General features: G+C 62.6%; 29 protein-coding genes. 15 read left to right on the top strand and 14 right to left on the bottom strand.

Going from position 1 to position 24979, the window contains the following annotated elements:
- Positions 1-73: 73 nt before the first annotated feature.
- Positions 74-1147 (top strand): phenylalanine--tRNA ligase subunit alpha, encoded by a 1074-nt coding sequence (pheS, locus tag K3752_RS00230; protein ID WP_093963563.1) that lies wholly within the window; start codon positions 74-76, stop codon positions 1145-1147.
- Positions 1148-1221: 74 nt separating this feature from the next.
- Positions 1222-3618, top strand: coding sequence for a phenylalanine--tRNA ligase subunit beta (gene pheT, locus K3752_RS00235; protein ID WP_222457986.1), 2397 nt, complete (start codon positions 1222-1224; stop codon positions 3616-3618).
- Positions 3619-3664: 46 nt separating this feature from the next.
- Here pheT and K3752_RS00240 read toward each other — a convergent pair whose 3' ends face one another.
- The gene (locus tag K3752_RS00240) at positions 3665-4549 is read right to left on the bottom strand and encodes a LysR family transcriptional regulator (protein ID WP_170420857.1); all 885 of its coding nucleotides are present in this window, start codon (positions 4547-4549) and stop codon (positions 3665-3667) included.
- 84 nt (positions 4550-4633) lie between these two features.
- Between K3752_RS00240 and K3752_RS00245 the strand changes: the two genes are divergently transcribed.
- Positions 4634-5266, top strand: coding sequence for a class I SAM-dependent methyltransferase (locus K3752_RS00245; RefSeq protein ID WP_170359999.1), 633 nt, complete (start codon positions 4634-4636; stop codon positions 5264-5266).
- Positions 5267-5355: 89 nt separating this feature from the next.
- The gene (locus K3752_RS00250; protein ID WP_170365493.1) at positions 5356-5805 is read left to right on the top strand and encodes a YtoQ family protein; all 450 of its coding nucleotides are present in this window, start codon (positions 5356-5358) and stop codon (positions 5803-5805) included.
- Positions 5806-5853: 48 nt separating this feature from the next.
- Here the strand turns inward: K3752_RS00250 and K3752_RS00255 are convergent, their stop codons facing one another.
- Positions 5854-6552, bottom strand: a complete 699-nt coding sequence (locus K3752_RS00255) for a glutathione S-transferase family protein (RefSeq protein ID WP_260063986.1) — start codon at positions 6550-6552, stop codon at positions 5854-5856.
- A 259-nt stretch (positions 6553-6811) separates the two neighbouring features.
- On the opposite strand from K3752_RS00255, the gene K3752_RS00260 reads away from it, so the two are divergent.
- The gene (locus K3752_RS00260) at positions 6812-7573 is read left to right on the top strand and encodes a mechanosensitive ion channel family protein (protein WP_174819835.1); all 762 of its coding nucleotides are present in this window, start codon (positions 6812-6814) and stop codon (positions 7571-7573) included.
- An 88-nt stretch (positions 7574-7661) separates the two neighbouring features.
- Here K3752_RS00260 and ald read toward each other — a convergent pair whose 3' ends face one another.
- Positions 7662-8780: an alanine dehydrogenase gene (gene ald, locus K3752_RS00265; RefSeq protein WP_170342313.1), complete on the bottom strand. Its 1119-nt coding sequence runs from the start codon at positions 8778-8780 to the stop codon at positions 7662-7664.
- A gap of 135 nt (positions 8781-8915) precedes the next feature.
- Between ald and K3752_RS00270 the strand changes: the two genes are divergently transcribed.
- A complete protein-coding gene (locus tag K3752_RS00270) occupies positions 8916-9374 on the top strand; it encodes an Lrp/AsnC family transcriptional regulator (protein WP_093963556.1) in 459 nt (152 codons plus the stop codon).
- Between the two features lie 150 nt (positions 9375-9524).
- Entirely contained in the window at positions 9525-10442 is a 918-nt protein-coding gene (ppk2, locus tag K3752_RS00275) for a polyphosphate kinase 2 (protein WP_170360005.1), read from the top strand.
- A gap of 70 nt (positions 10443-10512) precedes the next feature.
- Here the strand turns inward: ppk2 and rpsU are convergent, their stop codons facing one another.
- Positions 10513-10719, bottom strand: a complete 207-nt coding sequence (gene rpsU, locus K3752_RS00280) for a 30S ribosomal protein S21 (RefSeq protein WP_005614280.1) — start codon at positions 10717-10719, stop codon at positions 10513-10515.
- Between the two features lie 111 nt (positions 10720-10830).
- Between rpsU and K3752_RS00285 the strand changes: the two genes are divergently transcribed.
- Positions 10831-11523: a COQ9 family protein gene (locus tag K3752_RS00285; RefSeq protein ID WP_170440248.1), complete on the top strand. Its 693-nt coding sequence runs from the start codon at positions 10831-10833 to the stop codon at positions 11521-11523.
- A gap of 64 nt (positions 11524-11587) precedes the next feature.
- Complete coding sequence (locus K3752_RS00290) at positions 11588-12574, top strand: NAD(P)H-quinone oxidoreductase (protein ID WP_260063998.1); 987 nt, start codon at positions 11588-11590, stop codon at positions 12572-12574.
- 33 nt (positions 12575-12607) lie between these two features.
- Here K3752_RS00290 and K3752_RS00295 read toward each other — a convergent pair whose 3' ends face one another.
- Positions 12608-13465, bottom strand: a complete 858-nt coding sequence (locus K3752_RS00295) for a DUF2189 domain-containing protein (RefSeq protein ID WP_260064000.1) — start codon at positions 13463-13465, stop codon at positions 12608-12610.
- 192 nt (positions 13466-13657) lie between these two features.
- On the opposite strand from K3752_RS00295, the gene K3752_RS00300 reads away from it, so the two are divergent.
- A complete protein-coding gene (locus K3752_RS00300; protein WP_093963552.1) occupies positions 13658-14641 on the top strand; it encodes a quinone oxidoreductase in 984 nt (327 codons plus the stop codon).
- A 48-nt stretch (positions 14642-14689) separates the two neighbouring features.
- Here K3752_RS00300 and K3752_RS00305 read toward each other — a convergent pair whose 3' ends face one another.
- The 9 genes from K3752_RS00305 to K3752_RS00345 all read right to left on the bottom strand — a co-directional run bounded on the left by K3752_RS00305 (position 14690) and on the right by K3752_RS00345 (position 20888).
- Positions 14690-15223, bottom strand: coding sequence for an outer membrane protein (locus K3752_RS00305; RefSeq protein WP_260064001.1), 534 nt, complete (start codon positions 15221-15223; stop codon positions 14690-14692).
- A gap of 256 nt (positions 15224-15479) precedes the next feature.
- Positions 15480-15953 carry a YHS domain-containing (seleno)protein gene (locus tag K3752_RS00310; RefSeq protein ID WP_093963550.1) on the bottom strand — a complete coding sequence of 158 codons (474 nt, stop codon included), beginning with the start codon at positions 15951-15953 and terminating at the stop codon, positions 15480-15482.
- Between the two features lie 198 nt (positions 15954-16151).
- The gene (locus K3752_RS00315) at positions 16152-16421 is read right to left on the bottom strand and encodes a hypothetical protein (protein WP_170342303.1); all 270 of its coding nucleotides are present in this window, start codon (positions 16419-16421) and stop codon (positions 16152-16154) included.
- Positions 16418-17023 (bottom strand): glycerol-3-phosphate 1-O-acyltransferase PlsY, encoded by a 606-nt coding sequence (gene plsY / locus K3752_RS00320; protein ID WP_260064011.1) that lies wholly within the window; start codon positions 17021-17023, stop codon positions 16418-16420. The genes K3752_RS00315 and plsY overlap by 4 nt, the downstream gene beginning before the upstream one ends.
- A complete protein-coding gene (pyrC, locus tag K3752_RS00325; protein ID WP_260064013.1) occupies positions 17023-18303 on the bottom strand; it encodes a dihydroorotase in 1281 nt (426 codons plus the stop codon). Before pyrC ends, plsY begins: the two co-directional genes overlap by 1 nt.
- The gene (locus K3752_RS00330; RefSeq protein ID WP_260064014.1) at positions 18300-18686 is read right to left on the bottom strand and encodes a hypothetical protein; all 387 of its coding nucleotides are present in this window, start codon (positions 18684-18686) and stop codon (positions 18300-18302) included. Before K3752_RS00330 ends, pyrC begins: the two co-directional genes overlap by 4 nt.
- On the bottom strand, positions 18671-19189 hold the full coding sequence (locus K3752_RS00335) for a hypothetical protein (protein WP_260064016.1): 519 nt from the start codon (positions 19187-19189) through the stop codon (positions 18671-18673). Before K3752_RS00335 ends, K3752_RS00330 begins: the two co-directional genes overlap by 16 nt.
- Positions 19186-20121 carry an aspartate carbamoyltransferase catalytic subunit gene (locus K3752_RS00340; RefSeq protein WP_005979082.1) on the bottom strand — a complete coding sequence of 312 codons (936 nt, stop codon included), beginning with the start codon at positions 20119-20121 and terminating at the stop codon, positions 19186-19188. The genes K3752_RS00335 and K3752_RS00340 overlap by 4 nt, the downstream gene beginning before the upstream one ends.
- Positions 20122-20186: 65 nt before the next feature.
- The gene (locus tag K3752_RS00345; RefSeq protein WP_260064017.1) at positions 20187-20888 is read right to left on the bottom strand and encodes a scavenger receptor class F, member 2; all 702 of its coding nucleotides are present in this window, start codon (positions 20886-20888) and stop codon (positions 20187-20189) included.
- Here K3752_RS00345 and K3752_RS00350 point away from each other — a divergent pair.
- The 5 genes from K3752_RS00350 (at position 20887) to K3752_RS00370 (ending at position 24978) form a co-directional block, all read left to right on the top strand.
- The gene (locus tag K3752_RS00350) at positions 20887-21654 is read left to right on the top strand and encodes a uracil-DNA glycosylase family protein (protein WP_170406857.1); all 768 of its coding nucleotides are present in this window, start codon (positions 20887-20889) and stop codon (positions 21652-21654) included. The two genes, K3752_RS00345 and K3752_RS00350, sit on opposite strands and share 2 nt — an antisense overlap.
- Positions 21651-22250 carry a metallophosphoesterase gene (locus tag K3752_RS00355; RefSeq protein WP_170365473.1) on the top strand — a complete coding sequence of 200 codons (600 nt, stop codon included), beginning with the start codon at positions 21651-21653 and terminating at the stop codon, positions 22248-22250. Before K3752_RS00350 ends, K3752_RS00355 begins: the two co-directional genes overlap by 4 nt.
- Complete coding sequence (locus K3752_RS00360; protein WP_260064018.1) at positions 22247-22867, top strand: LysE family translocator; 621 nt, start codon at positions 22247-22249, stop codon at positions 22865-22867. The genes K3752_RS00355 and K3752_RS00360 overlap by 4 nt, the downstream gene beginning before the upstream one ends.
- Positions 22868-22873: 6 nt before the next feature.
- Positions 22874-23416 (top strand): molybdenum cofactor biosynthesis protein B, encoded by a 543-nt coding sequence (moaB, locus tag K3752_RS00365; protein WP_260064020.1) that lies wholly within the window; start codon positions 22874-22876, stop codon positions 23414-23416.
- 107 nt (positions 23417-23523) lie between these two features.
- Positions 23524-24978, top strand: coding sequence for an efflux RND transporter periplasmic adaptor subunit (locus K3752_RS00370; protein ID WP_170360035.1), 1455 nt, complete (start codon positions 23524-23526; stop codon positions 24976-24978).
- Position 24979 lies beyond the last annotated feature (1 nt).

Below are 24979 nucleotides of genomic sequence, written 5' to 3' on the forward strand. Positions count from 1 at the left end.
TCGCGCGGCCCGGCCCTCTTGCTTTCGCGCGCTGCTGTGATAGCAGGACAGCAACAGAATTCAGGGGACCGTCATGGACGATCTTAAGGCAAAATACCTGGGTCAGATCGCTGACGCAGGCGACGAAAGCACGCTGGAAGCGATCCGCGTGGCCGCGGTGGGCAAAAAGGGCGAAGTGGCGCTGAAGATGCGCGAACTGGGCAAGATGACGCCCGAGGAACGCCAGGTCGCCGGCCCCGCGCTGAACGCGCTGAAGGACGAGATCAATTCGGCGCTGGCCGCCAAGAAGGCCGCATTGGCCGATGCCGCGCTGGACGAACGTCTGCGGACCGAGTGGCTGGACGTGACCCTGCCCGCGCGCCCGCGCCGCCAAGGCTCGATCCACCCGGTCAGCCAGGCGACCGAGGAACTGACCGCGATCTTTGCCGAACTGGGCTTTTCCGTCGCCGAAGGTCCGCGGATCGAGACAGATTGGTACAATTTCGACGCGCTGAACATCCCCGGCCACCACCCCGCGCGGGCCGAGATGGACACGTTCTACATGCACCGCGCGCCGGGCGACAATCGCCCGCCGCATGTGCTGCGCACCCATACCTCGCCGGTTCAGATCCGCTCGATGGAAAAGCAGGGCGCGCCGATCCGCGTGATCTGTCCGGGCGGTGTCTATCGCGCCGACTATGACCAGACCCACACGCCGATGTTCCACCAGGTCGAAGGCCTGGCCATCGACAAGGATATCTCGATGGCGAACCTGAAATGGGTGCTGGAGGAATTCGTCAAGGCGTTCTTCGAGGTCGACGACGTCGAACTGCGCTTCCGCGCCTCGCATTTCCCGTTCACCGAACCCTCGGCCGAGGTCGATATCCGCTGTTCTTGGGAAGGCGGCCAGCTGAAGATCGGCGAGGGCGACGACTGGATGGAGATTCTGGGCAGCGGCATGGTCCACCCCAAGGTGATCGCCGCCGGCGGGATCGACCCCGAGGTCTATCAGGGCTTTGCCTTCGGCATCGGCATCGATCGTCTGGCGATGCTGAAATACGGCATCCCGGATCTGCGGGCGTTCTTTGATTCCGACCTGCGCTGGCTGCGCCACTATGGGTTTGCGGCGCTGGACATGCCGAACCTGCATGGTGGCTTGTCACGATGAAATAGCGTGGGGCTTGCCCTGCTGCCCAAGAGAATTCGGCGGGCTGGCCCGCCTTACCGGACAGGAAAACAGAAATGAAATTCACCCTCTCCTGGCTGAAAGACCACCTGGACACCGACGCCTCAGTTGATGAGATCGCCGAGGCGCTGACCGATCTCGGGCTCGAGGTCGAAGAGGTCATCAACCCGGCCGACAAGCTCAAGGATTTTACCCTGGGCTATGTGAAACATGCCGAGAAACACCCCGACGCCGACAAGCTGCGCGTCTGCAAGGTGGACACCGACGAGGGCGAGTTGCAGATCATCTGCGGCGCCCCGAACGCGCGCGAGGGCATCACCGTCGTGGTCTGCAAGCCGGGCATGTATATCCCCGGTCTGGATCTGACGATCAGCGTCGGCAAGATCCGCGGCGTCGAAAGCTTTGGCATGATGGCGTCCGAGCGCGAGCTGGAACTGTCGGACGAACATGACGGCATCATCGAGCTGCCCTCGGGCGAGGTGGGCCAGCGGTTCGTCGACTGGCTGGCCGAGAACGACCCCGCCAAGATCGACCCGGTGATCGAGATCGCCATCACTCCCAACCGCCCCGATGCGCTGGGCGTTGCAGGCATCGCGCGCGATCTGGCGGCGCGGGGTCTGGGCACGCTGAAGCAGCGCGACTATGCCCCAGTGCCGGGGGATTTCGAAAGCCCGATCAAGGTGACGATCGACGACGACACGCTGGATGGCTGCCCGCATTTCACCGGCCGCCTGATCCGCGGCGTCAAGAACGGCCCCAGCCCGCAATGGCTGCAGGATCAGCTGAAGGCGATCGGCCTGCGTCCGATTTCGGCCTTGGTGGATATCACCAACTACATGACCTTCGACAGCAACCGCCCGCTGCACGTCTTTGACGCCGACAAGGTCAAAGGCAACCTGCGGGTGTACCGCGCCAAGGGCGGTGAGAAACTGGTGGCGCTGGATGAAAAGGAATACACGCTGCAGCCCGGCATGATGGTGATTTCCGACGACAACGGCCCGGAATCCATCGCCGGCATCATGGGCGGGCAAGAGACCGGCTGTACCGAAGACACGGTGAACGTGTTTTTGGAAAGCGCCTTCTGGGATCATGTCCAGATCGCGCTGGCGGGGCGCGCGCTCAAGATCAACTCGGACGCGCGGTACCGGTTCGAACGCGGGGTCGATCCGGCATACACGCTGGAAGGGTTGGAGCACGCGACCCAGATGATCCTGGACATCTGCGGCGGCGAGGTTTCGAAGGTCGTCGAGGCCGGCAAGGCGCCGGACCATTCGCGCGCCTATCGGCTGGATGCGGCGCGGGTGCAGTCGCTGGTGGGCATGGACATCCCCGAAAGCGAGCAGCGCCAGACCCTGACCCGGCTGGGTTTCCGTCTGGAAGGCGACATGGCCCATGTGCCCAGTTGGCGCCCCGACATCCAGGGCGAGGCCGATCTGGTCGAGGAGGTCGCCCGCATCGCCTCGCTGACCAAGCTGCAGGGCAAGCCGCTGCCGCGTGTCACGGATGGTATTCCCAAGCCGGTCATGACCCCGGCCCAGCGGCGTCAGTCGATGGCGCGGCGCAACTGCGCGGCGCTGGGGTACAATGAATGCGTCAGCTACACTTTCATCGATCAAGCCTCGGCCGCGCTGTTCGGTGGCGGCGATGACGCGACGATGCTGGAAAACCCGATCTCGTCCGAGATGAGCCACATGCGCCCCGACCTGTTGCCCGGCCTGTTGCAGGCCGCGGCGCGCAACCAGGCGCGCGGCTTTGCCGATCTGGCCCTGTTCGAGGTCGGCCCGGTCTTTCATGACGGGGAACCCGGCGAGCAACGCACCCAGATCGCAGGCCTTCTGGTCGGGCGGACCGGACAAAAGGATGTGCACGGCGCCGCCCGCGCGGTCGACGTGTTTGACGCCAAGGCCGATGCGGAGGCCGTGCTGGCCGCCATAGGTGCCCCCGCCAAAGTGCAGATCCTGCGCGATGGCGACGCCTGGTGGCATCCGGGCCGTCACGGCAAGATCTGCCTGGGCCCCAAAAAAATGCTGGGCGTGTTCGGCGAACTGCATCCGCGCGTGCTGCAGCAGTTGGACATCAAGGGCCCGGCCGTGGCCTTCACCATCTGGCCGGACGAGGTTCCGCTGCCGCGCAAATCCGGCACCACCCGCTCGGCGCTGGAACTGCGTGACCTGCAGGCGGTCGAGCGTGACTTTGCCTTTGTCGTCGATGCCGATGTCGAGGCGCTGACGCTGGTGAATGCCGCCGCCGGCGCCGACAAGGCGCTGATCGAAGAGGTGCGCGTGTTCGATGAGTTCATCGGCGGCAGCCTGGGCGAGGGCAAGAAATCTCTGGCCATTACCGTCCGGCTTCAGCCGACCGACAGCACGCTGAAGGAAAAAGACATCGAGGCGGTGGCGGAAAAGATCATCGCCAAGGTCACCAAGGCCACCGGCGGCGTTCTGCGCGGTTGAAGCCGCTCTAACCCGAAGAGACACGCGCGCCGATGGTGCGCGTGTTTCAGTTTGCGAAGAAATCCGCCAGCAGGTCAAAGACCAGCCGGATGCGCCGGCTGGTATGCAGCTCGCGGTGGGTGGTCAGCCAGATCGGGAACCGCAACGGCTCCATGTCGGGAAGGACCCGCTCCATACCCGAAGTGGCATCGCCCACCGGCTCGGACATGGGCGCGATGCCAAAGCCCTGCCGGGCAAACTCCCACGAGACGATGCCGTTCTGCGACCCCAGGCGGAAGTTTTCTTCGGTCAGGCGCAGGCCGATCGGTTCGAAATAGGCGATCATCTGCGCGGTGTCGCCGAAACTGATGAACTCGTGCCGGGACAGGTCCGACAGGGACTTGGGGCGTCCAGCGCGGTTCAGGTAGGCGGTGGCGGCATAGAAATGCCCGTCAGCCTCCTGCACCAGTTTTGCGATCAGGTCGGGCTGGTCGGGGCGGACATGGCGGATGGCGATATCCGCCTCGCGCCGCATCAGATCGCGAATGTCGTTCGCGGCGATCACGTCGATCCGCAGTTTCGGAGCCTGCGCGCGGATCTCGCGCAGCAGATCCGGCAGGATATAGGCCGACATCACGTCGCTTGCGGTGATCCGCACCTGCCCCTCGATCGACTGCGCCTGACCGGACGCGGCCAGCGCAATGCGATCTGCGGCGGCGCCCATGGTCCGGGTGTGCTCCAACAGCTCGATCCCGGCGGTGGTGATCTGAAGGGATCGGCCGATCCGTTCGAACAGCATCACGCCCAGATCGGATTCAAGCGCGGCGATCTGGCGGCTGAGGGTCGGTTGTGTCTGGTCCAACCGTCGTGCCGCCGCCGAAAGCGAGCCGGTCTCGGCCGTGGCCAGAAAGGCGCGGATATGGTTCCAGTCGAATTTGCGCGGATCATCCATGCAAGAATGTATAAGGATTCTGCGAATTTCGGCAATTCACCTTTGAAACGCGTATCACTAGCTTGCGCTCAAAGGAGAGCCGACATGACCGCCACAGCCAAATTCTGGGACGGAATCGCCGAGAAATACGCGAAATCCCCGATCCGGGACATCGAGTCCTACGAGCACACGTTGCAACGCACGGTGTCCTATTTGAAGCCAACCGACCAGGTGCTGGAACTGGGCTGCGGAACCGGGCGCACCGCGCTGCGGCTGTCCGGCCATGCGGATACGATCACGGCGAGCGATGTCTCTCCGGGCATGTTGGCCGTGGGCCGCAGGTTGGCACAAGAGGAGCAGATCGAAAACGTCGTCTTTGTCGAGGCCGACGCGAACCGCCCCCCGAATTGGGCCTATGATGTGGTGATGGCGTTCAATCTGCTGCACCTGATCCGGGATCTGGAGGCGACGCTGGCCGGGGTTCATGAGGTGTTGAAACCCGGCGGTCTGTTCATTTCAAAAACGCCCTGTCTTGCCCAGGGTGGATTGGGGTTCAAGTTCGGCTTGCTCAAGCTGCTGCTGCCGATCATGCAGCTTTTGGGCAAGGCGCCATTCGTCAGTCAATTCGACATCAAGACGCTGGAAACCGCCATTGAAAAGGCCGGGTTCGAGATCATCGAAAGCGGGAACTTCCCGGCGAAACCGCCCTCGCGCTATCTGGTGGCTCGCAAGTTGTAACGCCAGCGCAGCATCGGCAGGCAACTTCCGCATTGGGCTTTGCGGGTTTGGACAGTAAACAGGGCCAGAAGCAAAATGCGGAGGCTGCAATGGGTTTGAATGTCTACCTGTCGGGCGAGATCCACACGGATTGGCGCGAACAGATCATCGAAGGCGCGCAGGGGCTGGATGTCACGTTCAACGGCCCGGTGACCGATCATGCGGCCAGCGACGATTGCGGGGTCGCCATTCTGGGGGCCGAGCCGAACAAATACTGGCACGACCACAAAGGCGCGATGGTCAACGCGATCCGTACCCGCAAGGGGATCGCCGATGCCGACGTCGTCGTGGTGCGGTTCGGCGACAAGTACAAGCAGTGGAACGCGGCCTTCGACGCGGGCTATGCCGCGGCCCTGGGCAAGTCGATCATCGTGTTGCACGGCCCCGACCATCAGCATGCGCTGAAAGAGGTCGATGCCGCCGCGTTGGCGGTGGCCGAGGAGCCCCGTCAGGTGGTCGAGATTCTGCGCTATGTGCTGACCGGGAAACTGCCCGGTTGATGGCACGGAATGCCGACGCCGCTTGCAAGGCGGCGACGGCGTGATCCCTTACCCGCGCGGAGGCGTGACCAGACCCTTTTGAACCGCGGGCCGGTCCAGGAACCGGTTCAGATAGGCGATGGTGTTGCGATGATCGTCCCAGCCGACCAACTCTTTGGCGCCGTAGAAATCAAGGCCGCGCAGCCACGGGGCCAAAGCGATATCGGCAATTGAGTACTCACCGGCGATCCAGTCCTGCCCGTGCAACTGGGTCTCGACGACATTCAGCAGCCGTTTGGCCTCGTTGACATACCGCTCGCGCGGGCGCGGGTCTTCGATCGCGCTGCCGGCGAACTTGTGGAAGTAACCCAGCTGCCCGAACATCGGACCCACGCCGCCCATCTGGAACATCAGCCATTGCGTGATCCGATACTTGTCGGCCATGTTCTGGCCGAGGAACTTGCCGGTTTTCTCGGCCAGGTACAGCAGGATCGCACCACTTTCGAACAGCGCCAGGGGCTGTCCGTCCGGGCCGTCAGGATCGATGATCGCCGGAATCTTGTTGTTTGGGTTCAGCGACAGAAACTCGGGGCTTTTGACGTCGGCGTCTGACAGGGTGACCTTGTGCGCCTCGTAGGGCAGGCCTGTTTCTTCGAGCATGATGGACACCTTCACGCCGTTCGGCGTCGGGAAGGAATAGAGTTGGATCTGCTCTGGCGAATGCGGGGGCCATTTGGTCATGATCGGGAAGGTGGCGGTGTCCAGCATGGCAATCTCCTTGTTCGGGTACTATTGCAAGCTAGGCATTCAGGGGCGGATTGTTAGATGGCGGTCTGTGCAACCCCGGGCAGCGACTGTTTGCTGAAGCACAGCGGGGAAATCCGGGACATTTCAAACCTAGACCTGTGCGGTTTTATCGCCCAATGTTGCGGAAACCCCGCGCAAAAGTCGCGGGTTTGTTGCTGTTGGAAAGGAGACGCCCGTGGATGAGGTCGTGACGCAGGTAGGGGCATTTGCCCCATTGATCATGAGCGCGGTCAAAGCCCTGATCGTTCTTGTTGTCGGCTGGATAGCCGCTGGCATGATCGCAGGGATCGTTCGCCGCCGAATTAATTCGACCCCGCAAATCGATCCGACTTTGGGGAATTTCGTTGCCAGCACCGTCAAATGGGTGATCCTGGCCATTGTTCTGGTTGCTGTGCTTGGCATCTTCGGGATCGAAGCGACGAGTATCGTTGCCATTCTGGGTGCCGCTTCGCTGGCCATCGGCCTTGCGCTGCAGGGCACGCTCAGCGATCTAGCTGCAGGTGTGATGCTGGTGGTCTTCCGGCCATACAAGCTGGGTCAATTCGTGGATATCGGTGGGACAGCCGGCACGGTGAAGGACCTGAACCTGTTCACGACCGAACTGGTCACGCCCGACAATGTGCAGATCATCGTTCCCAACGGTCAGGCCTGGGGGTCGATCATCACCAACTACTCGGCCCACGACACCCGGCGTGTCGATCTGGTGTTCGGGATCGACTATGGCGACAGTGCGGATGCGGCCATGAAGATTATTCTGGATGTGGCCAAGGCGGACAAGCGCATACACTCGGACCCCGAGCCCTGGGTGCGTGTGACCAACTTGGGAGACAGCTCGGTAGACCTGACCGCGCGGTTGTGGTGTGCCGCCGCCGACTATTGGGACGTCAAGTTCGATCTGACCAAGGCCGTCAAGGAAGCGTTTGACAGCAAGGGCATTTCGATCCCCTACCCGCACTCGGTGGAAATCCACAAAGAAGGCTGAATGCTCCCGCCCGTCCGTCGGGCATTGGAAATGCCCTTCTCCGGTTGGGCCAAGCGCCGCGCAGACGCGCGGCGCTGTTGCGTTTCGATCAGGCCTTGACGACCATTGCGGGCGAAACCACGTCGATCCCCAGTGCCTTGCCTACGGCATAGTAGGTCAACTGGCCGGCATGCACGTTGAGGCCCGCCAGAAGGTGGGGATCGTCCTGACATGCCTGCTTCCAGCCCTTGTCGGCCAGCGCCAGCATGAACGGCATTGTTGCGTTCCCCAGCGCGATGGTCGAGGTCCGTGCCACCGCACCCGGCATATTGGCCACGCAGTAGTGCATGATGCCATCCACCTCATAGATCGGATCCGCGTGTGTCGTTGCCTTGGAGGTTTCGAAGCAGCCGCCCTGGTCGATGGCAACGTCGACAAGCACGGCGCCCGGCTTCATGGTCGACAATTGCTCGCGGGTGATCAGTTTCGGGGCGGCCGCGCCCGGGATCAGAACGGCCCCGATCACCATATCCGCCGACTGGATCAGCTCGGCCGTAGCACCGGCGGTCGAGTACTGGTTCTTGAACCGGCCACCGAAGACGTCGTCCAGATAACGAAGGCGCGGCAGCGAACGGTCCAGAACGGTCACATCAGCGCCCATGCCCGCCGCCACCTGAGCCGCATGCGTGCCGACAACGCCGCCACCGATCACGACAACCTTGGCCGGGCCCACACCAGGGACGCCGCCCATCAGAACGCCGCGCCCGCCATTGGCTTTTTGCAGGGTCCACGAACCCACTTGCGGGGCCAGACGCCCTGCGACTTCGGACATCGGGGCAAGCAGCGGCAGACCACCGTTGGAATCAGTTACCGTTTCATAGGCGATCGCCGTGCAGCCCGAGGCCAGCAGATCGTGGGTTTGCTCAGGGTCGGGCGCAAGGTGCAGGTAGGTGAACAGCAGCTGGCCTTCGCGCAGCATCTTGCGCTCGACCGCTTGCGGTTCCTTGACCTTGACTATCATGTCGGCGGTCGCGAACACCTCTTCCGCGGTGTCCACGATGCGCGCGCCTGCGGCGACATAGGCGTCGTTGTCAAATCCTGAACCCAGCCCGGCGCCGGTTTCGATGATGACCTCGTGACCACGGGCAACCGCTTCCTGCGCGGCGTTGGGGGTCATGCCTACGCGGAATTCCTGCGGTTTGATTTCCTTTGGGCATCCGATTTTCATGGGGCTCTCCATTCATAAACTGCACAAATTATGTGCAGAAAGCGGTGCAATTTCTGTGAAACTCGGTGCGCAACTGCGCTAATATGTGGGAAATTTTTCGATGGAATGAGAAAATCTTGCAACGGATGTGCGTGAATGTCACTTGATGCGACTGACCGAAAGATTCTGGCGGCCCTTCAGCGCAAGGGGCGCATGTCGAACGCGGAACTGTCCGAGCAGGTCAACCTGTCACCGTCGGCCTGCCATCGCCGGGTTCAGCGGCTTGAGGCGGAAGGCTATATCCGGGACTATGTCGCGCTGCTGAATGCGCGCAAACTGGGGGTGCCGACAACCGTATTTGTCGAGATCACCTTGCAGGGTCAGGCCGAGGAGGTGCTGGAGGCTTTCGAGCGGGCGGTCCGGCGCATTCCGGACGTTCTGGAGTGTCACCTGATGGCCGGGTCGGCGGATTATGTCCTGAAGGTGGTCGCCGAAAACACCGAGGATTTTGCGCGCATCCACCGCCAGTATCTGTCGCGCCTGCCCGGAGTTGCGCAAATGCAAAGCTCGTTCGCCCTGCGGACCGTTTTCAAGACGACCGCACTGCCTGTTTGACCCTGGTGCGGCAGTCTTGCCGATGCGGTTGTATCTGCCGTTGAGCCGGTTCAATATTGGCCTTCGGGGCGGGAAAAAGGTCGGCATGACATTGGCCGGTTACACGTACCCGATATGGTCCGAGACTGTTGAAAGATAAGGAGCAGGCCCTTGGCTGAAGACTATGAGAACACAGTCGACGATTGGCTGGAAGCCGAGTTGCAGGACACACTGGACGAGGATTTTGAGATCGAGTTCAGTGAACCCATGCTGTCGATGGAGGTCCGCAAGATCTATCGCGAACAGCATCCTGAAATGCTGGATCGCAAGGTCTATTTCCGCAACCTGTTGCGCCTGCAGGCCGAGCTGATCAAGGTTCAGGACTGGGTGCAGCATACCGGCGCCAAGGTTTGCATCCTGTTCGAAGGGCGCGACAGCGCTGGAAAGGGCGGGGTAATCAAGCGGATCACCCAACGGCTGGACCCGCGGGTTGCACGTGTCGTTGCTTTGCCTGCCCCCAGCCGGCGCGAGCAGAGCCAGTGGTATTTTCAACGCTATGTGCCGCATCTGCCGGCGGCGGGTGAGATCGTTCTGTTCGACCGGTCGTGGTACAACCGGGCGGGCGTCGAACGGGTGATGGGCTTCGCCACCGAGGCCCAGGTCGAGCAGTTCTTTCAGGACGTTCCCGAATTCGAGCGCATGTTGGTTCGGTCGGGAATCATTTTGCTGAAATACTGGTTCTCGATCACGGACGAAGAACAGCAGCTGCGCTTTCTGATGCGAATCCACGATCCGATGAAGCAGTGGAAACTGTCACCGATGGACCTGGAATCGCGCATCCGCTGGGAAGACTATACCAAGGCCAAGGAAGACATGCTGTTCCGAACCAACATTCCCGAGGCCCCTTGGTACATTGTCGAAGGCAACGACAAAAAGCGGGAAAGGTTGAACTGCATGGAGCATATTCTGACCAAGATTCCGTACGAAGAGGTACCCCACGAAAAGGTCACTCTGCCGGACCGGAAATACAATCCCGAATACGAACGGCGGGTTCTGCCGGACGAACTGTACGTGCCCAAGATCTACTGAAACGACAAACCCCCGGGCGATGCCTCGGGGGTCGTCAAATAGTGTCATCCAAAGCTGGACGAGGAAGATCTTAGAGCAGACCTTCGCGCTGGGCTTTCTTGCGTGCCAGTTTACGGGCACGGCGGATCGCTTCAGCTTTCTCGCGCGCTTTTTTCTCGGACGGTTTCTCGAAATGTTGCTTCAGCTTCATTTCACGGAACACGCCTTCGCGCTGCAGCTTTTTCTTCAGGGCACGAAGCGCCTGATCGACATTGTTGTCGCGAACACTAACCTGCATGTGGTTGTCACCACCTTTCTAGATAGAGTTGCAAGGAAATTGCAGGAGTTGGCCGTATAGCAAAGCGGACCTAACTTGTCTAGTACTGGGCCCAACAGTCGGAGGACCGCCATGACCGTGACCTATGAAGATGCAAAACAGCAATTGCTGGACGCAATTCTGACCCATGTTCCTTTTGATGGTTGGTCCGAAGAGAGCTTTCGCGCGGCCATTGCCGACTGCGATCTGGACGAAGGTCTGGCCCGTGTCATCTGCCCGCGGGGCGCCGTGGATCTGGCGCTCGCATTTCACGCCCGCGGGGACGCCGAGATGCTTGAACGGCTGAAGTCCGAGGACCTGAGCGATCTGAAGTTCCGCGACAGGATTGCCGCCGCGGTGCGCTTCCGCCTGCAGGCTGTCCCCGACAGGGAGGCGGTGCGCCGAGGCGTGACTTTGTTTTCGTTGCCGTCATATGCAGCAGATGGCGCCAAGGCGGTCTGGGGCACCTGCGACCTGATCTGGGATGCGCTGGGCGACACTTCGGATGATGTCAATTGGTACACCAAACGCGCGACGCTGTCGGGTGTGTATTCCTCGACCCTCTTGTTCTGGTTGGGCGATGACAGCCCGGACCACCAGCTGACCTGGGAATTCCTGGATCGCCGCATTGCGGATGTGATGCAGTTCGAGAAGCTCAAGGCGCAGGTGAACAACAATCCGCTGTTCAAACCGTTCCTTGCGGTTCCCAACTGGCTGGCAAGTCAGGTTCGGGCGCCAGTCAGGATGCGGGCCGATCTGCCGGGTCTTCTGGACCCGCGCAAGTAACCGCCTCTTGCTGCTGGGCCTTTCCCGATTCGCCTGATACCCATTGCGCAAAGGAGTTTTGCCAATGCCCCAGATGATGCGCGCCATTGAGATCACCACGCCCGGAGGTCCGGACGTTCTCAAGCTGACGGAACGCCCCATGCCCGAGCCGGGTCATGGTCAGGTGGTTTTGAAAGTGGCCTATGCCGGCGTCAATCGCCCAGACGCTCTGCAGCGGGCCGGGGCCTATGATCCGCCGCCGGGGGCCAGTGACCTTCCCGGGCTCGAGGCTTCGGGCGAGGTGGTGGCCATCGGTTCCGGCGTCTCGGGGGTGGCACTGGGGGATCAGGTCTGTGCGTTGTTGCCTGGCGGCGGGTATGCCGAATACGTGGCGACACCGGCGGCACACTGCCTGCCTGTGCCCTCGGGCCTGAGCCTGAAACAGGCCGCCTGCCTGCCCGAAACCTTCTTTACTGTCTGGTCCAACGTGTTCACTCGTGGTGGGCTGAAGGCTGGCGAACGGTTCCTTGTACATGGGGGATCGAGCGGGATCGGTACCACGGCCATTCAACTGGCCAACGCTTTCGGAGCCCGGGTCTTCGTGACGGCCGGTTCGGACGAGAAATGCCAGGCCTGTCTGGACCTGGGGGCCGAGAGGGCAATCAACTACAAGACCGAGGATTTTGTTGCTGCCATGCGGGCCGAAGGTGGGGCGGATCTGATTCTCGACATGGTTGGCGGCGATTACATCCCTAGCAACGTCAAGGCGCTGGCCGAAGATGGCAGGCTGGTTCAGATCGCGTTTCTGCAAGGACCCGTCGTCGAGTTGAACTTTGCGCTGATGATGGTCAAACGCCTGACCCTGACCGGCAGCACGCTGCGGCCGCAGAGCGATCTGGCGAAAGCGCGCATCGCGCAGGATCTGCATGAGGCGGTCTGGCCGCTGCTTGAGGCTGGAAAAGTTGCCCCGGTCATGGACAGCGAATTTGATCTGGCCGATGCCGCCGCTGCGCATGCCCGCATGGAAAGCTCCGGCCACATTGGCAAGATCGTCTTGAAAGTATCAGGCTAGGCATGTCAGCGCGGGGGTTGCCCCACGCTTTGCTCAGGCGATGGCGCGTCTGTACAGGTGCCATGTTGCGTGCCCCAAGACAGGCATTACGACGATCAGCCCCAAAAGCAGCGGGATCGCGCCAAGAACCAACAGCGCGGCGACGATGAAGCCCCAAGTCATGATCACGGTCGGATTGTGCCGCAGGACCCGGACCGAGGTGACCACGGCCACAGGCAGGCCGATCTTGCGGTCAAGAAGCAACGGGAAGCTGACAACGCTGACGGCCAAGGCCACCAGAGCAAACAGGAACCCAACCGCCGATCCGACGATGATCATGGTCCAGCCGGGGCCGGTGGTCAGAGCCTGTGTCAGAAATTGGCCCAGCGTCTCTGGCGGCTGCGGACCCAGTGTTTCGACATAGATGCCGTGTGCCACCATCAGCCAGACCAGCAACAGCATGACAAGGTAAAAGGCCAGTGCCAGTATGGCGCCGAACGAGGGGGATCGGAAAATACCCAGCGCGTCCAGCCAGTGAACCTCGTGCCCCTGTTCCCGCCTGCGGCTGATCTCATACAAGCCCAAAGCAGCCACCGGACCGATCAGCGCAAACCCGGCCACCAGAGGAGCCAGAAGCGGCACCATGTTGGCTTGCATGGCGAATCCGAACATCAAAAGCCCCGCGATCGGGTAGATCAGAACGATGAAAATGGCATCGGCCCGTATCGCCAGAAAGTCCTCGTATCCGGCGCGCAGGCACTCTCGCAAGTCTTGCAGCGTCAGCGTTTGAACCGTCGGCAGATGCTGGGTGTCAGCGCTGCTGATGCCGGTTACGTTTTCAGCGATGTGATCGCTGGTCGCGCCGAGTTGCTGTGCGGCCCAACTGATCGGGTTTCCGATTGTCTTTGCCATTGTCATCCCTTTCCTTGGCGCAGGTGCGCCGCAGGATGCATCCGGCGAAAAGTTGCCCGTGGCCGGATGACCCGGCAACGCCTGACCCTAGTGTACCACAGTTTTTTCCAATCCTGGTTCACCCTTGCGAGATCGCCCGATTGCCCTGCGGCGCCGAAGTGATAGCTTGAATCTAGGCAAAAGGAGGTCAGCATGCAGAAAACGGCGCGTACCGTAGTCATTCACGAAACCGGCGGCCCCGAGGTGCTGAAGATCGAGGATAGACCGTTGGGTGACCCGGGACCGGGCGAAGTTCGGATCCGCCATCACGCCTGCGGTCTGAATTTTATTGATGTCTACCAGCGGACCGGTCTGTATCCGATGGAACTGCCGCACGCGCTGGGAATGGAAGCTGCTGGGGTGATCGAGGCAGTCGGTGAGGGCGTGACCCATCTGAAACCGGGCCAGCGGGCGGCCTATGCCGCGGTGCCGGCCGGTGCTTATTGCGAAGCGCGGGTGATGCCCGCGTCACAGGTGTGCCCTTTGCCTGGCGGCATCTCATTCGAGACCGCGGCGGCCATGATGCTCAAGGGCTTGACGGTTGAATACTTGTTTCACCGCACCACGCCGCTGAAACGTGGTGATACGGTTCTGTTCCATGCCGCCGCCGGGGGTGTCGGCCTGATCGCGTGCCAGTGGGCCAAATCCGAAGGCATCAAGCTGATCGGTACGGCCGGGACCGATGACAAGTGCCGTCTGGCCCAGTTCAACGGCGCCACACACTGCATCAACTACCGGACCGAGGATTTTGCGTCCCGCGTGGCCGAGATTACCGGCGGCAAAGGGGTCGATGCGGTCATGGACTCTGTCGGTGCCGATACGTTCGAAGGGTCGCTGGACTGCCTCAAGCCATTGGGGATGATGATTTCCTTCGGCAATGCGTCGGGACCGGTGCCACCGTTCAACATCGGCATTCTTGGGCAGAAAGGGTCGTTGAAAATCACCCGGCCGACGCTGTTCACCCATATTGCGGACCATTCCGTGTGTCAGGCCATGGCCCGGCGGCTGTTCGGCAAGGTGGCCGGCGCCGAGGTCAAGATTCACATCGATCAACGCTTTGAGCTGGATCAGGTTGCCGAGGCGCACCGCGCACTGGAGGCGCGGCAGACAACCGGAAGCACGATTCTGGTGCCATGAAAAAGGCCCGGCACGCCGTGCCGGGCCCGTTCGATTCTGCGCGAGGGATCAGAAGCGGTATGCCGCCCGGATCTGGAACGTGGTTGCATCCACGTCGACACCGGTCGAGTTGAAATTGTCGAACTCGTGGTACAGCAGCTCGCCCGCGATGCTGACGTTCGGCGCGACGATCTGTTCATAGCCGGCGCCGATGAACCAACCATCGTCGCTGCCCAGCGTGTCGGTTCCCGCATCCGCGTAACCGGCGACACCATACAGCAGCCCCTGCGGGTAGACCTTGTAGCCGGCGCGGGCTTTCAGCCGCCAGACGTCTTCGACCGTTGCGGCACCCGAAAGGTCGACATCAGACCAGTCATAGTCAAAGCCGCCGCCCACGACCCAATCGCCCAGATCATAGTCGTAACCAAGGATGAGACCGCCGATGGCGCCGTCTCCGTCCACACCGGACAGGCTGGTGCCGATATCCGCGTAGCCGACCTGCGCACCTGCATAGAACCCGGTCCAATCGCCCGAGGACTGCGCCATGGCGGTGCCGGCTGCAAAAGTTACAACGGTGGTCAAAAGTGCCAGTTTGCTCGTCATCTTGCTATCCTTTCGTTGGAAGTTTTCTGCCTCGGCCTTTGGTTGGCCTGAAGGTTTGTATTGATCATTACGTTCCGGTCGGTGGACCGGATCATTGGTTTTTCGCTGTTATTCCGACCCGGATTTCCGCAAGGTCGGCGCCTGGCCGCCCTTTTGGAGTGTTGTTCTGATCAGATAGGTTCGGGGTCGTGGGGCTTCAAATCACGATCGGCGGCAGAAGCACTCTGCCGCCGATCCTTGCCGCCAATTCAGCAGATTATTGCTGCAGTTCGGCCGGATCCTTGTCGGCGATCGTTTCCCAGTTGACGCTGGCTTTTTCGATGAAGCCGGGGATGTCGCCTTCCCAACGCTGCTGGATGTCTTCCGACAGGTTCAGGTACAGCTTGTTGTCCACGATCTTCCAGTAGGTCGGATCGCCGTCAAACTTGAACCCCATGGCCGCTCCGAAGGCGCAGTAGCCGCCATAGGCCGGCAGGTAGGCCTCGGGGTTGGCTTCGAACGCGGCCTTGTTCTCTTCGGTGGCAAAACGGTACAGCGCATCGTTGTGCAAGGCCGTGATCTTGTAGCTGCCTTTGGTCGGCTCGCCTTCGGTGAAATAGGCCACAGGGTCGTAACCCTGCATCGCCAGGCCGGTCGACGAGGCGTTGATTTCCACGCCGGCCGCCAGGGCCGAGCTTGCGATTGCCACGGACAGCGCCACGCCGCCCAACAGGGATTTGATCTTGTTCATGGTTCCACCTTTCGTGATCGGGGCTGCCCGGCATGTCCAAGCGCGGGCGTTCCAGCACCGAAATTGCGTTTCGTGCACCCGGTAATTGAGCGTCACGGAAACTGAGGTGGGAAAGGCCGCGATCACGTTCAAAGCAATCAAACGTGAATGTGCGGAAATGCCAAGCGGTCTGTTCGCCTGCGCAGGTCGGTCCGCGGTTCAGCTGTCGGGTACCAGGGCAAGAACAAAGCGTACGACCTTGGCGGCAGGCATCTCGCAGGGGCGCAGCAAAGCGCCGCTCTGATCCGTCAGGTACAGGTTCATACTGATGTAGTCTGCGCCACCCCGTTCATGGGCGACCAGCTTGTGCGATTTGCCTCCCGCCATCGCCAGCCGCGTGACCGAGTAGCTTCGACCGTTTGCGGTTCCGGTGAAGGAACCCGCCGGCAAGGCAAAGAATGCATCCAAAAAGTCGGTCGGCGCGGTCACGATTTCCCGATCTTGGGCTCTGTTCCCGCCTTGATGCGGGCCAGATTCTCGCGGTGGCGCCAGTAAACCAGCAGCGTCAGAACGACGCCCAGCAAAAAGGTCGACCCGTCCGTCAGGATCATCACCCATGTCGTCGACAGGGCAGCTGCTGCCAACGCGCCAAGGGACGAGATCCGCCAGATCGCAGCAGCGACCAGCCATGTCAGACAGCACGCAACGCCCACCCGCCAGTCCAGCGCCAGCCACAGGCCCAGGAAAGTTGCCACGCCCTTGCCGCCCTTGAAGCTCAGCCAGACCGGGTAGCAATGGCCGACAAAGGCCGCCAGCGCCGCGACTTGGGCGGCATCGTCGCCGGCCAGTGCCCGGGCCAGCAGGACCGCGACCGCGCCTTTGCCGGCGTCGAACAGAAGAGTCAGCGCCGCCGCCGCCTTGCTGCCGGTGCGCAACACGTTGGTGGCACCAATATTGCCGGACCCGATCTGGCGCAGGTTGCCCAGCCCCATCACCCGCGCAACGATCATGCCATAGGGCACCGACCCCATCAGGTATCCGATCGCGGCCCAGATAATCAGTTGGGTCGTCGTGCTGTCGAAAACGGGCATCAGGATCTCCGGAAAATTTCTTTGCCTGCAACGTAGGTTGCGGTGACCTTACCCTGCATCCGATGCCCGTCAAACGGGGTGTTCTGCGATTTCGATTTCAGCGTGAACCGGTCCAGCACGAACGGCACATCCGGGTCGAACAGAACCAGATCGGCCGGGGCGCCCGCGCTCAGGCGGCCGCAGTCCAGCCCCAGTCGTTTCGCCGGATTCAGTGTCATGGCCCGGAACAGGGCCGGCAGGTCCAGTTGATCGGCATGATACAGGCGCAGCGCAGCCGGCAGCAGGGTTTCCAATGCAACTGCGCCCGAGGCCGCCTCTTCGAACGGGAGGCGCTTGCTTTCCTCGTCCTGCGGCGTGTGCATCGAACTGATCGTGTCGATCAGGCCGGACCGCACCGCCTCGATCATCGCCTGCCGGTCGTCCTCGGAGCGCAGCGGCGGCTTGACCTTGAAAAAGGTGCGATAGTCGGCCACGTCCAGCTCGTTCAGCGTCAGGTGATGGATCGAGGTGCCGGCGGTGATGTCCAGCCCGTTGCGCTTGGCCCGCTCCAACGCGGGCAGGGCGCGGGCCGTGGTGATCTGATCGGCGTGATAGGTCGCGCCGGTCATTTCCAGCAGGGCGATGTCGCGGTCCAGACCCATGCGCTCGGCCATGGGGGAAACGGCGGGCAGACCGCGCAGGGCGGCGAATTTGCCGCTGGTGGCGGCAGCACCGTGGCTCAGCCCCGGGTCCTGTGGGTGGGCGATGACAAGCGCGCCGCAGGCCCGGGCATAGGTCAGCGCGCGGGAAAATACCTTGGTGTCCTTCACCACATGGTCGCAGTCGGTAAAAGCCACCGCGCCCGCATCCATCAGAAACCCGATCTCAGTCATCTCGCGCCCGTCGCGGCCCTTGGTCAGTGCGGCCATGGTCAGCACGTTGACGGGCGTGTCGGCCTGCGCGCGTCGGGTGACGAACTCGAGCGTTTCCGGCGTGTCGATCGCAGGCAGGGTGTCGGGGCGGGTGACCATTGTGGTCACGCCCCCGGCCGCGGCGGCAAGGCCCGCGGATTTGTAGCTTTCCTTGTGCCGCTCGCCCGGCTCGCAGACCTTGACGCCGATATCGACGATGCCGGGGGCCAGACACTGACCGCCGCAATCAATCACCTGCGCGTCCGCCTCGGGCGCCGGACCGTCGCCGCTGGCTACGATCCGTCCATCGGCCACATGCAGCCAGCCCAGCGCGTCGGTTCCGGCTTCGGGGTCGATCAGGCGGGCGTTGGTGAAGATCAGCTTGGTCATGCCATTGCCCTTTCAATCGCGGCTTTGGTGGCGGCCGGGTCGGCCTGGTACTTGATCAGGTGCTTGTCGCCGCCTTTGGTGACGATCTGCACGAAGCTGCCCATCGTGTTCACGGCCGCGATCTGGTTCAGCGGCACGCTTCGTCCGCCCGGGCCGGTCAGTGTGGTGTCGGTCATCTGCCAGTTGGCCAACAGTTCCTCGGACGCCAGGTACCATGCCCGGACGCCCACCGCCGCCAGACCGGCCGGCGCGCCGGTCCATACATAGGGATTTCCGATCAGCCACAGCACGAGCATCGCCCCCGCCATCGCGCCCGCGGCCAGCCACGCGTTGGTGCGGACATAGGCGCCCTTGTTCGGCGCAAAGATCACAGGATCAGCCACAGAGCACCTCCGATGACCAGCAGTATGATCAGGGCAAGCACGGCCGATCCCGTCCGGCGGGGTTGCTCGCTCGAAACCGGGCTCGGCGCGGCCGAGTATGGCCGCGCGCTTTCGGTCTCGATGGTTCCGCCGCTCCAGTTCGTGGCCTCTTCGGTGTAAAGGCCGATCAGGCGCAGACGCGGATCGGGGTTCAATGTGGCCGCGCGCCCGCCCAGGGCCGCGCTGCGCAGCACCAGAACCCAGCCATCGACCGACTCCAGCCTCGCCCGGTCCAGCTGGTCCTCGGACACGCCGCAGCCCTCGCTGAGATAGCCGTAGAGACCCAGATCCTCGAGGTCGGAAACCGGAAACACGTCGATCTGCTGGGGGTCCAGCCCCGAGACCCCAAGAACCTGATCCGCCGCGCCGGGCTCGCGCAGGAATTTCGCCTCTTCGGGGCGCATGCCAAGCGAGAACAGGCGGATCACGCCGCGCTCACCAGCGGAAAGGGTCAGATCGCTCATGCCGCCTCCTTCAGGTTGCGGGCCAGCAACTCCATCGCGGCCATGCGCACGGCGACGCCCATCTCGACCTGTTCCTGGATGACCGAGCGGTTGATGTCATCGGCCAGAGTCCCGTCGATCTCGACCCCGCGGTTCATCGGGCCGGGATGCATTACGATGGCGTCCGGCTTGGCCAGCGCCAGCTTGGCGGCGTCCAGGCCATAGCGGTGATAGTATTCCCGTTCCGACGGGATGAACCCGCCGTCCATCCGCTCTTTCTGAAGGCGCAGCATCATTACAACGTCCACGTCGCGCAGGCCCTCGGTCATGTCGTCATAGATCTCGGCCCCGAATTCGGCGAATTGCGCGGGCACCAGCGTCGGCGGGCCGATCAGACGGATGCGGTTTTCCATCTTGCCCAGCAGGATCAGGTTCGACCGCGCCACGCGGGAATGCGCGACATCCCCGCAGATCGCCACGTTCAACCGGTGCAGCCGCCCCTTGGCCCGGCGGATGGTCAGCGCATCCAGCAGCGCCTGCGTTGGGTGTTCGTGCCGCCCGTCGCCGGCATTCAGCACCGCGCAGTTGACTTTCTGCGCCAGCAGGTCCACCGCGCCCGAATGCGGATGCCGCACCACCAGCAGGTCGGGATGCATCGCATTCAGCGTCATCGCCGTGTCGATCAGGGTCTCGCCCTTCTTGATCGAGCTGGCCTGCATCGCCATGTTCATCACATCCGCGCCCAGACGTTTTCCCGCCAGTTCGAAACTGGCCTGCGTGCGGGTCGAGTTCTCGAAGAACATGTTGATCTGGGTCAGCCCCGCCAAAACGTCCGAGTGTTTGGCCGATTGCCGGTTCAGATCGACGTATTTTTCGGCCAGGTCCAGAATGGCGGTGATGTCGGATTGGGACAGATGCTCGATGCCAAGTAGGTGACGATGGGCGAAACGCATGGGCCGGGCTCCTGTCTGACAGTCGCGCCGCTTATAGAAAGCGCAGCGCGTCGGGGCAACTGGAGTCAGTCCCCGTCGGGCAGTTTCTCGCATCCGCCTTCGGGCAGGCACCGCTCGCCGGGTCTGCACCACTTGCCGTATCCGCAATCGACGGCCTTTCTGGGCACGCAGCCCTGATTGGCCGAGCATTTGAACCCGGTGCGGCATTGCGATCCGGTCTCTTCGCACAGATACCAGCCGGGGCGCGTACAGCCGCCGCCCGGCAGGCAGGTCGAACCGGCTGCGCAGGTCCGCCCGTCGTCGCAGGGCGTTGCAGGTTGCGGAGAGGGGTCGAAGTCGGGCGAACTGCGCTCGCATTCGCCGCGCGCGTTGCAGAAGGACCCGCTGGGGCAATCCAGCCGCGAAGCGCATTTGTTTGCCCCCGCGGGCGCACATCGGGTGCCCCCGGCCACGCATTTCTCGAACGGCCCGCAGGACCGCCCGCCGCCGCAATAGGTGCCCCCGGCCTGAATGCAGAACCCGTCATAGCTGCAGCGTTGGCCAACCGAGCAGCATTTCAGACCGCACTGAAATTGGCCGCCACGGCATTGGCCTTGATTGTTGAGAAACGACTGCGCCTCCGACCCGCCGGGCAGCAGGGCGAACAGAGTGATCAGCAGAAGGCCCAGGGTTCGCGTCATGACGGGGACCATCGTCGGCCCGGCAATGCGCCAAGGCAAGGCCAATTTGCTTTCCCTTCCCGCAAAGCTGAGTAGATTGATGGTCATGGAATCGGCCCTTGACCCTTACACCGCGCGTGCCCTGCTGGAATGGCAGGTTGAGCTGGGCGTAACCGACGCGATCGTCGACGCGCCGGTTGACCGCTATGCATTGCCGGATACCGCGCCAAAGGTCAAAAAATCCGCCGTAGCGCAGCCCGCGGTGCAAAAGCCCGCCAAGGCGGATCCGGTGGTCGAGGCAAAGAAGGCTGCGTCTGCGGCATCGTCTCTGGATCAGCTGCGCGCCGCTCTGGAGGCGTTCGAACACTGCGATCTGAAGCGTGGCGCGCGACAGTTGGTCTTTGCTGATGGGACACCCGGTGCGCCGGTCATGATCGTCGGTGAGGCCCCGGGCCGTGACGAAGACCGCGCTGGAAAGCCGTTCGTTGGCCGCGCCGGGCAGCTGCTGGATCGGATGCTGGCCGCGATCGATATGGACCGCGCCCAAAACGTCTACATCACCAATGTCCTGCCGTGGCGTCCGCCGCAGAACCGGGACCCGCGGCCGGACGAGATCGCGATGATGCAGCCGTTTTTGGAACGGCACGTGGCCCTGTCCAAGCCAAAGGTCCTGGTAGTGATGGGCAACATCAGCTGCCAGGCGGTTCTGAACAAGCGCGGCATAACGCGTCTGCGCGGGCAGTGGGATCAGGCGCTGAATCTGCCGGTTCTGCCCATGCTGCACCCGGCCTATCTGCTGCGCCAGCCCCATGCCAAGCGCCAGGCCTGGGCCGATCTGTTGGATCTGCGCGCATATCTGGAGAACAAGGGATGAAGGTTCTGGCCTTTTCCGACCTGCACATGGCCCGCAATCGGGCTGCGGAACTGGTGGCAGCCAGCGTCGAAGCTGACCTGGTGATCGGTGCGGGTGATTACTGCAACATGCGTCAGGGGCTGGACGAGGCGATGGATATGCTTTCCGGCATATCCGCGCCGATGGTTCTGGTTCCCGGCAACGCCGAAAGCGCTGAGGAACTGGCGGCAGCTGTGCCGGACGGCGTGCATGTGCTGCACGGAACAGGGATGACCGTGGACGGGCTGCGCCTGTTCGGACTTGGCTATGGCGTACCGGTCACGCCATTTGGTGACTGGTCCTGCGACCTGACCGAAGCCGAGGCGGCAGAGCTGCTCAATCGCTGCGCGTCGGCGGACATCCTGATCACGCATGCCCCGCCCAAGGGCAAAGGCGACCGGACCTCGCAGGGGCAGTCGATCGGATCGAGCGCGGTGCGCGACGCGGTGGAACGGATTCAACCTGACTTTGCTCTGTGCGGTCATATCCACGACAGCTGGGGTTATCGCGGCGAGATCGGTCGCACCCGGATCGCGAATCTGGGGCCCAAGGTGAATTGGTTCGAGGTCGATCCATGATCGAATACGCAACGCTGTTGACCTTCATCCCAGCCGCCATAGCGCTGAACATGACGCCGGGGGCTGACATGATGTTCTGCTTCGGGCTTGGGCTTCGGTCGGGCGCCCGATCGGCCATCGTGGCCAGTGCGGGTGTTTCGACCGGTCTGATGATTCATGTTCTGCTGGCTGGGCTGGGGCTTGGCGCGGCGGTCGCGGCTATGCCTTGGCTGTTCGACGTCATTCGCTGGCTGGGCGTGGCCTACCTGCTGTATCTGGCCTGGGGCACCATCCGGAACGGTGCGGTCCGGGCTGACGCTCCAATGCAGTCGTCGGGCCATGCCTTTCGCGAGGGGATGCTGGTCAACATGACGAATCCCAAGATCATTCTGTTCGTTCTGGCTTTCATCCCGCAATTCGTATCGCCGGCCAACGGATCGGTTCTGGCTCAGTTTCTGCTGCTGGGCGCGATCATCGCTGTGGGTGGGTTCGTCGTGAATGCCCTGGTGGGGTCATTTGCCGGCGGCGCCGGGCGAGCGCTGATTTCAAGCCCGCGGGCGTCGCGAATTCTCGGCTGGGTCAGTGGCGGCGTGTTCGTCGCGCTGGCGGCCCGGCTGGCCATCATGGAAAGAGCCTGACACGACATGTCCCGAATTGATGAAACCATGGAATTCATCCCCATCCGCATCGCTGTTCTGACCGTATCGGACACGCGGTCACTGGCCGAAGATCGTTCGGGGCAAACGCTGGTCGACCGGATCGAGCGTGCGGGGCACACCGTGGCCGACCGCAAGATCATTCAGGACGAGCGCGCCCAGATCGCCGAGCGGTTGCGGGCGTGGGTCGCCGACCCCGAGATTGACGTGGTGATCTCGACCGGCGGCACCGGCTTGACCGGGCGCGATGTCACGGTCGAGGCGCATCGCGATGTCTACGAAAAGGAAATCGAGGCTTTTGGCACCGTCTTCACCCTGATTTCGATGGAGAAGATCGGAACCTCGGCTGTACAGTCGCGGGCCACAGGTGGCGTTGCCGGCGGAACCTATCTGTTCGCGCTGCCGGGCAGCCCGGGGGCCTGCAAGGATGCCTGGGACGGCATTTTGGAAAAACAGCTGGATTATCGCCACCGGCCCTGCAATTTCGTGGAAATCATGCCCAGATTGGACGAACATCTGCGACGGAAGTAGACTGGTCGTACGTTTAACGGCTCATAACCGCCTTGTGGGTTGGTATTTTTTCCGGCCCGGCTACCTATTTATAGACGGCGTCCCGTTGCAACCGGAGTGAAAGATCTATGCGATTTCTGCGGCAGAGCCTCATCGGTGTCTTTCTGGCATCCCTGATGCTTGCGCTGTTGATTGTCGCTGCGCAGATGATCACCGGCGCGGTGCAAGAGGTCATGACCCGCGACAACAAACCCCCGCAGGCGCGCGAACGCGTGTTCGCCGTCACGGTTCAGAAGGCCGAGCCACAAACCGCCACCCCCTATCTGGAAGCATTTGGCGAAGTTCAAAGCCGCAGGCGTCTGGAGTTGCGGGCGGCGCTGGGCGGCCGCGTCATCGGGCTGGCGGAAAACTTCGAGGATGGAGGGGTTGTGCGCGCAGGCGAAGTTCTGGTCGAGCTGGACCCGGCCGATGCGCAGGCGGCGCTGGACCGGGCGCGGTCGGACCTGCTGGATGCCCAGTTTGAAGAACGCGATGCCGAACGCGCCCTGCTTTTGGCACAGGATGAATTGAAGGCCGCCGAGTCCCAATCGGATCTGCGGGAACGGGCCCTGCAGCGTCAGAAGGATTTGCTGGACCGTGGCGTGGGCGCGACAGCCAGCGTTGAAGAGGCCGAATTGGCCGCGGCCTCGGCCCGGCAAACCGTGTTGTCGCGCCGTATAGCTTTGGCGCAGGCCGAGTCCCGCGTCGATCAGGCAACGACGTTGCTGGCGCGGGCCCGTATCGCTTTGGAATCGGCGGAACGCGATCTGGAAGACATGACCATCCGCGCCCGGTTCGACGGGACGCTGACTGGTGTCACGCTGGTTGAAGGGCGCCTGGTCACGGCAAATGAAAAGCTGGCCGAACTGGTCGACCCGTTCGCGCTGGAGGTCGCGTTCCGTGTTTCGACCGCGCAATACGTGCGATTGCTGGACGATCAGGGCAAGCTGATCCCGGCACCGGTGACCATCTCGCTTGAGGTGACGGGCACGGACCTGAGCGCCACCGGTCGGATAAGCCGCGACAGCGGGTCGGCCGGCGAGGGCCAGACCGGCCGATTGCTCTATGCCCGACTTGATGACGCGCCGGGGTTCAAGCCCGGCGATTTCGTGACCGTTTCGGTCGAGGAACAGCCGCTGGATAATGTCGTGCGTCTCCCGTCTTCGGTTCTGGATGCGCAAGGCACCGTGCTGGTGCTGGGCGACGACGACCGGCTGGAAACGCTCCCGGTCGAGCTGGTGCGCCGGCAAGGGGACGAAGTGCTGCTGCGCGGCGCCGGGCTGGAAGGGCGCGAAGTCGTTGTGGGTCGGACCCCGCTGCTGGGGTCGGGGGTCCGCGTGCGCCCGGTTCGCATCGAAGACAGCGCCGCGGTCGAGCCGGACATGGTCGAGCTGACGGACGAGCACCGCGCGCGGTTGGTGGCGCAGGTCGAGGCCAGCGACCGCATGTCCCAGGACGCCAAGACCCGTGTTCTTGCTCAGTTGAGCGAGGCGAAGGTGCCGTCGTCTCTGTTGCGGCGGCTTGAAAACCGGGCCGGGGGATAGG

Source organism: Ruegeria sp. B32 (genome assembly GCF_025141855.1).
Taxonomy (GTDB): Bacteria; Pseudomonadota; Alphaproteobacteria; order Rhodobacterales; family Rhodobacteraceae; genus Ruegeria; species Ruegeria arenilitoris.

What these genes read in the sequence shown, in the direction of transcription:
- K3752_RS00360 (WP_260064018.1), top strand. Translation starts at nt 22,247, where the DNA reads ATGATCGAATACGCAACGCTGTTGACCTTCATCCCAGCCGCCATAGCG.
- pheT (WP_222457986.1), top strand. Translation starts at nt 1,222, where the DNA reads ATGAAATTCACCCTCTCCTGGCTGAAAGACCACCTGGACACCGACGCC.
- pheS (WP_093963563.1), top strand. Translation starts at nt 74, where the DNA reads ATGGACGATCTTAAGGCAAAATACCTGGGTCAGATCGCTGACGCAGGC.
- K3752_RS00260 (WP_174819835.1), top strand. Translation starts at nt 6,812, where the DNA reads ATGAGCGCGGTCAAAGCCCTGATCGTTCTTGTTGTCGGCTGGATAGCC.
- K3752_RS00245 (WP_170359999.1), top strand. Translation starts at nt 4,634, where the DNA reads ATGACCGCCACAGCCAAATTCTGGGACGGAATCGCCGAGAAATACGCG.
- K3752_RS00345 (WP_260064017.1), bottom strand. Translation starts at nt 20,888, where the DNA reads ATGACCATCAATCTACTCAGCTTTGCGGGAAGGGAAAGCAAATTGGCC.
- ald (WP_170342313.1), bottom strand. Translation starts at nt 8,780, where the DNA reads ATGAAAATCGGATGCCCAAAGGAAATCAAACCGCAGGAATTCCGCGTA.
- K3752_RS00255 (WP_260063986.1), bottom strand. Translation starts at nt 6,552, where the DNA reads ATGCTGGACACCGCCACCTTCCCGATCATGACCAAATGGCCCCCGCAT.
- K3752_RS00305 (WP_260064001.1), bottom strand. Translation starts at nt 15,223, where the DNA reads ATGACGAGCAAACTGGCACTTTTGACCACCGTTGTAACTTTTGCAGCC.
- K3752_RS00290 (WP_260063998.1), top strand. Translation starts at nt 11,588, where the DNA reads ATGCCCCAGATGATGCGCGCCATTGAGATCACCACGCCCGGAGGTCCG.
- K3752_RS00340 (WP_005979082.1), bottom strand. Translation starts at nt 20,121, where the DNA reads ATGCGTTTCGCCCATCGTCACCTACTTGGCATCGAGCATCTGTCCCAA.
- moaB (WP_260064020.1), top strand. Translation starts at nt 22,874, where the DNA reads ATGTCCCGAATTGATGAAACCATGGAATTCATCCCCATCCGCATCGCT.
- K3752_RS00335 (WP_260064016.1), bottom strand. Translation starts at nt 19,189, where the DNA reads ATGAGCGATCTGACCCTTTCCGCTGGTGAGCGCGGCGTGATCCGCCTG.
- K3752_RS00285 (WP_170440248.1), top strand. Translation starts at nt 10,831, where the DNA reads ATGACCGTGACCTATGAAGATGCAAAACAGCAATTGCTGGACGCAATT.
- K3752_RS00295 (WP_260064000.1), bottom strand. Translation starts at nt 13,465, where the DNA reads ATGGCAAAGACAATCGGAAACCCGATCAGTTGGGCCGCACAGCAACTC.
- K3752_RS00355 (WP_170365473.1), top strand. Translation starts at nt 21,651, where the DNA reads ATGAAGGTTCTGGCCTTTTCCGACCTGCACATGGCCCGCAATCGGGCT.
- K3752_RS00370 (WP_170360035.1), top strand. Translation starts at nt 23,524, where the DNA reads ATGCGATTTCTGCGGCAGAGCCTCATCGGTGTCTTTCTGGCATCCCTG.
- pyrC (WP_260064013.1), bottom strand. Translation starts at nt 18,303, where the DNA reads ATGACCAAGCTGATCTTCACCAACGCCCGCCTGATCGACCCCGAAGCC.
- K3752_RS00350 (WP_170406857.1), top strand. Translation starts at nt 20,887, where the DNA reads ATGGAATCGGCCCTTGACCCTTACACCGCGCGTGCCCTGCTGGAATGG.
- K3752_RS00250 (WP_170365493.1), top strand. Translation starts at nt 5,356, where the DNA reads ATGGGTTTGAATGTCTACCTGTCGGGCGAGATCCACACGGATTGGCGC.
- plsY (WP_260064011.1), bottom strand. Translation starts at nt 17,023, where the DNA reads ATGCCCGTTTTCGACAGCACGACGACCCAACTGATTATCTGGGCCGCG.
- K3752_RS00300 (WP_093963552.1), top strand. Translation starts at nt 13,658, where the DNA reads ATGCAGAAAACGGCGCGTACCGTAGTCATTCACGAAACCGGCGGCCCC.
- K3752_RS00310 (WP_093963550.1), bottom strand. Translation starts at nt 15,953, where the DNA reads ATGAACAAGATCAAATCCCTGTTGGGCGGCGTGGCGCTGTCCGTGGCA.
- K3752_RS00240 (WP_170420857.1), bottom strand. Translation starts at nt 4,549, where the DNA reads ATGGATGATCCGCGCAAATTCGACTGGAACCATATCCGCGCCTTTCTG.
- rpsU (WP_005614280.1), bottom strand. Translation starts at nt 10,719, where the DNA reads ATGCAGGTTAGTGTTCGCGACAACAATGTCGATCAGGCGCTTCGTGCC.
- K3752_RS00270 (WP_093963556.1), top strand. Translation starts at nt 8,916, where the DNA reads ATGTCACTTGATGCGACTGACCGAAAGATTCTGGCGGCCCTTCAGCGC.